We start from the raw sequence: 4,164 nt of genomic DNA on the forward strand, positions 1-4,164 counted from the left end.
TTACGATTGACCCTGCAAAAGCAGAAGCATCCGCACCAAGCGTTACGGTAACAGCGCAACCGGTTTGCGGAATGCCGACCGGTTCCATCAGCATTACTGGCATAACAGGATATTTATACAGCGTTGATGGCGGAACATATTCAGCAACATTAGTTTATACCAATTTAGCTCCGGGAACACACAGCATCACGGCTAAAAGCAGCGATGGATGCATAAGCACTGCAACAAGCATTACGATTTACCCTGCAAAAGCAGAAGCATCCGCACCAAGCGTAACAGTTACAGCGCAACCGGTTTGCGGAACGCCGACAGGTTCCATCAGCATTACTGGAACTTCGGGATATGTATACAGTGTTGATGGCGGTGCTTACACCTCAACTTTAACTTATAGTAATTTAGCTCCGGGAACGCACAGCATCACGGCACAAAGCCCTGATGCTTGTGTTTCGAATTCAACGACCATTACGATTGATCCTGCAAAAGCAGAAGCATCCGCACCAAGCGTTACGGTAACAGCGCAACCGGTTTGCGGAACGCCGACCGGTTCCATCAGCATTACTGGCACAACAGGATTTTTATACAGCGTTGATGGTGGGACATATTCTGCAACTTTAACCTATAGTAATTTAGCTCCGGGAACGCACAGCATCACGGCACAAAGCCCTGATGCTTGTGTTTCGAATTCAACGACCATTACGATTGACCCTGCAAAAGCAGAAGCGATAGCCCCGGTGGTTACGGTAATAGCGCAACCGGTTTGCGGAACGCCAACCGGTTCCATCAGCATTACTGGCACAACAGGATATTTATACAGCGTTGATGGCGGAACATATTCAGCAACATTAGTTTATACCAATTTAGCTCCGGGAACGCACAGCATCACGGCACAAAGCCCTGATGCTTGCGTTTCGAATTCAACTACTGTTACAATTGACCCTGCAAAAGCAGAAGCATCCGCACCAAGCGTTACGGTAACAGCGCAACCGGTTTGCGGAACGCCGACCGGTTCAATCAGCATTACTGCCACAACAGGATATTTATACAGCGTTGATGGCGGAACATATTCAGCAACATTAGTTTATACCAATTTAGCTCCGGGAACACACAGCATCTCGGCGCAAAGCTCTGATGGATGCACAAGCACTGCAACAACAGTTACAATTGACCCTGCAAAAGCAGAAGCATCCGCACCAAGCGTTACGGTAACAGCGCAACCGGTTTGCGGAACGCCGACCGGTTCCATCAGCATTGCTGGCACAACAGGATATTTATACAGCGTTGATGGCGGTGTTTACACCTCAACTTTAACTTATAGTAATTTAGCTCCGGGAACGCACAGCATCACGGCACAAAGCAGCGATGGATGCATAAGCACTGCAACGACCATTACGATTGACCCTGCAAAAGCAGAAGCATCCGCACCAAACGTTACGGTAACTGCGCAACCGGTTTGCGGAACGCCGACAGGTTCCATCAGCATTGCTGGCACAACAGGATATTTATACAGCGTTGATGGCGGTGTTTACACCTCAACTTTAACTTATAGTAATTTAGCTCCGGGAACGCACAGCATCACGGCACAAAGCCCTGATGCTTGTGTTTCGAATTCAACGACCGTTACGATTGACCCTGCAAAAGCAGAAGCATCCGCACCAAGCGTTACGGTAACAGCGCAACCGGTTTGCGGAACGCCGACAGGTTCCATCAGCATTACTGGCACAACAGGATATTTATACAGCGTTGATGGCGGAACATATTCAGCAACATTAGTTTACAGTAATTTAGCTCCGGGAACGCACAGCATCACGGCTAAAAGCAGCGATGGATGCCTAAGCAATTCAACGACTGTAAGCATTAATCAGCAACCTGCATCTCCATCCGCTACGATTTCTTATAGTCAGTCAGAATATGCGGCAACGGGTAGTATAAATGTTATTCGTACCGGACTAAGCGGAGGAACCTACAGCTCAAACATCGTGGGTTTAAGTATTGATGCGAATACCGGAACCATCAACCTTGGTTTAAGTAAACCAAACCAAACCTATGTGGTAACCTATAGCTTCGGTAGTGGTTTGTGCACAGGCACGGCGACAATCGGTATCAAAATCAATTCAATACCTGCAACGATTGGTTATGGCAAGACATCATTTTGTGCCACCGGAACGGCAAGGGTAACAAGAACCGGTCCTGCAGGCGGAACCTACACAAGTAACGCAATAGGTTTGAGTATTAATGCAGCAACGGGCGAAATCAACCTTGCATCGAGCAATGTCGGAAGTTATGAGGTATCGTATGCATATCAAAATGGTTCTACTACTGCAAGCGCAACAACTGTGGTTACTATAAATCCGAATCCTGTGGCAATCATCACCAGCGATTTAGGATTGGAAGTTTCAAAAGGTGAGCTGGTTACTTTAACTGCAAGTGGTGGTACAAGTTATGAATGGAGTGGAACAGATATCTTGAACGGACAGAATACTTCGGTGTTAACGGTAAGACCAAAGACTACCTCTACGTATACTTTGGTTGCCACAAACGCAAGTGGATGTACCAATGTATCTCAGATAACCATAACAGTTAAAGAAGATTACAAACTACTTCCCAACAATGTTATCACGCCAAACGGTGATGGAAAGAACGATACCTGGGTTATCAAAAACCTGGATTATTACCCTAGCAATAAAGTAAGTATTTATGATAGGGCAGGAAGATTGGTGTATAGTAAGAAAGGATATACCAATGATTGGGATGGAAGCTATAACGGCAACCCATTAAATGAGGATGCTTACATCTATGTAATAGATATGGGTTCGGGTATTGGGGTAATCAGAGGTGCGGTTTCTATCATCAGGGATAATAATTAACAAATCTAAAAGGGGGATGCTTAGCATTTTCGGGAAATGCCAAGGCAATTGGGGCTTATGTAAAACATAAACCTCAATCCCTTTTTTTAAAATCAAAAAAAATGAAAAGCACAAAATATATTGTTTTAGCAATTGGGATGTTATTATTGAGCAAGGCCTACGGTCAGCTTAACCCAATGGGAAGTATGTACTATCAGAACCAGTATCTGGCCAACCCGGCGATGGTGGGGGTTGAGCAGGGCTGGGAATTAAACGGCAGTTATAAGGCACAGTGGACTGCGATAAATGGTGCACCTTCTATGCAGGGGGTTACGGCAACATATGGAGCGGAAAACAACAAGGTTGGCATAGGTTTAAATTTCTATAACGAAAGTGCAGGAGTAATTCGCCGTACCAGTATTAAAGGCACTTATGCATACCATGTTGCCTTGAACAATAAGAGTAGTTTTATCGATTTCGGTCTGTCGGCAGGGGTTATGGATGAATGGATTGATTATAATGAAGTTATTGGCGATTTAGGCGATGTAAGCCTTTACAATTTCAACCAGCGGAAGCTTTATTTCGACGGAGATTTTGGTGCGGCTTTTAGAACCAGCCATCTGACGGTTCAGGGAAGTTTACCGAACTTGAAGCGTTTGTTTGACAGGGATTTACAAAGGGCAGTAGCCGATAGGTTTCTGTATATGGGTTCTGTGAGTTATAAAATATATAATAACCAGGGAGCGGTAAGTGTCATCGAGCCAAAATTGATGTATCGTGGGGTAGAGAATTATAAAGATATTTTTGATTTGGGTACCCAGGTTGAATTCTGGGGCAACAAATTGATAATGAATGGAATGTACCACAGTACCAACAGCGTAACCATCGGGGCGGGTACGGTTTATAAGAATCAATTGAGTATTTTATGCCAATACACTACAAATACTTCCGATTTACAATCCTATAGCAATGGTGAATTTGAGATTGGACTGAAATACAATTTCAGATAGATTATGCTAAAACCAGTTATTGATGATGAGCATAAAGCAGCCAGATAAAGCAAACGTTGATGATATTATGAATGCGTTAAATTCGTACATCCAAGGCGAAAAGGTTGACTCGATATGTAAGCTATACGATATTGATGATTTAACATTCAATCGATGGTATGCCCGTTATGGTGTTTTTGCGAGCAAATATTACCAGATGAAAATGGAGCATGAACATCTAAAGAAAAAGTATCAATCCTTGTTCGAAAGCCATGAAGCGCTTTATGAAAAACTCGATTTAATGCGTCAGTTTGTTAATAAATTGGAAGGTG

Annotated in this window: 3 protein-coding genes; all 3 read left to right on the forward strand. The window is 44.0% G+C overall.

Annotated elements, in window-relative coordinates; genetic code table 11:
- Window positions 1-2,864 (forward strand): T9SS type B sorting domain-containing protein (locus tag D7004_RS10360; protein ID WP_148042785.1); only part of this gene is annotated, 2,864 nt, incomplete at its 5' end.
- A 101-nt stretch (window positions 2,865-2,965) separates the two neighbouring features.
- Window positions 2,966-3,853, forward strand: a complete 888-nt coding sequence (locus tag D7004_RS10365; protein WP_123205798.1) for a PorP/SprF family type IX secretion system membrane protein — start codon at window positions 2,966-2,968, stop codon at window positions 3,851-3,853.
- A gap of 22 nt (window positions 3,854-3,875) precedes the next feature.
- On the forward strand, window positions 3,876-4,164 hold a 289-nt coding region (locus D7004_RS10370), incomplete at its 3' end, for a hypothetical protein (RefSeq protein WP_148042786.1).

The sequence above is a fragment of the Pedobacter jejuensis genome (assembly GCF_003725795.1).
GTDB classification, from domain to species: Bacteria; Bacteroidota; Bacteroidia; order Sphingobacteriales; family Sphingobacteriaceae; genus Pedobacter; species Pedobacter jejuensis.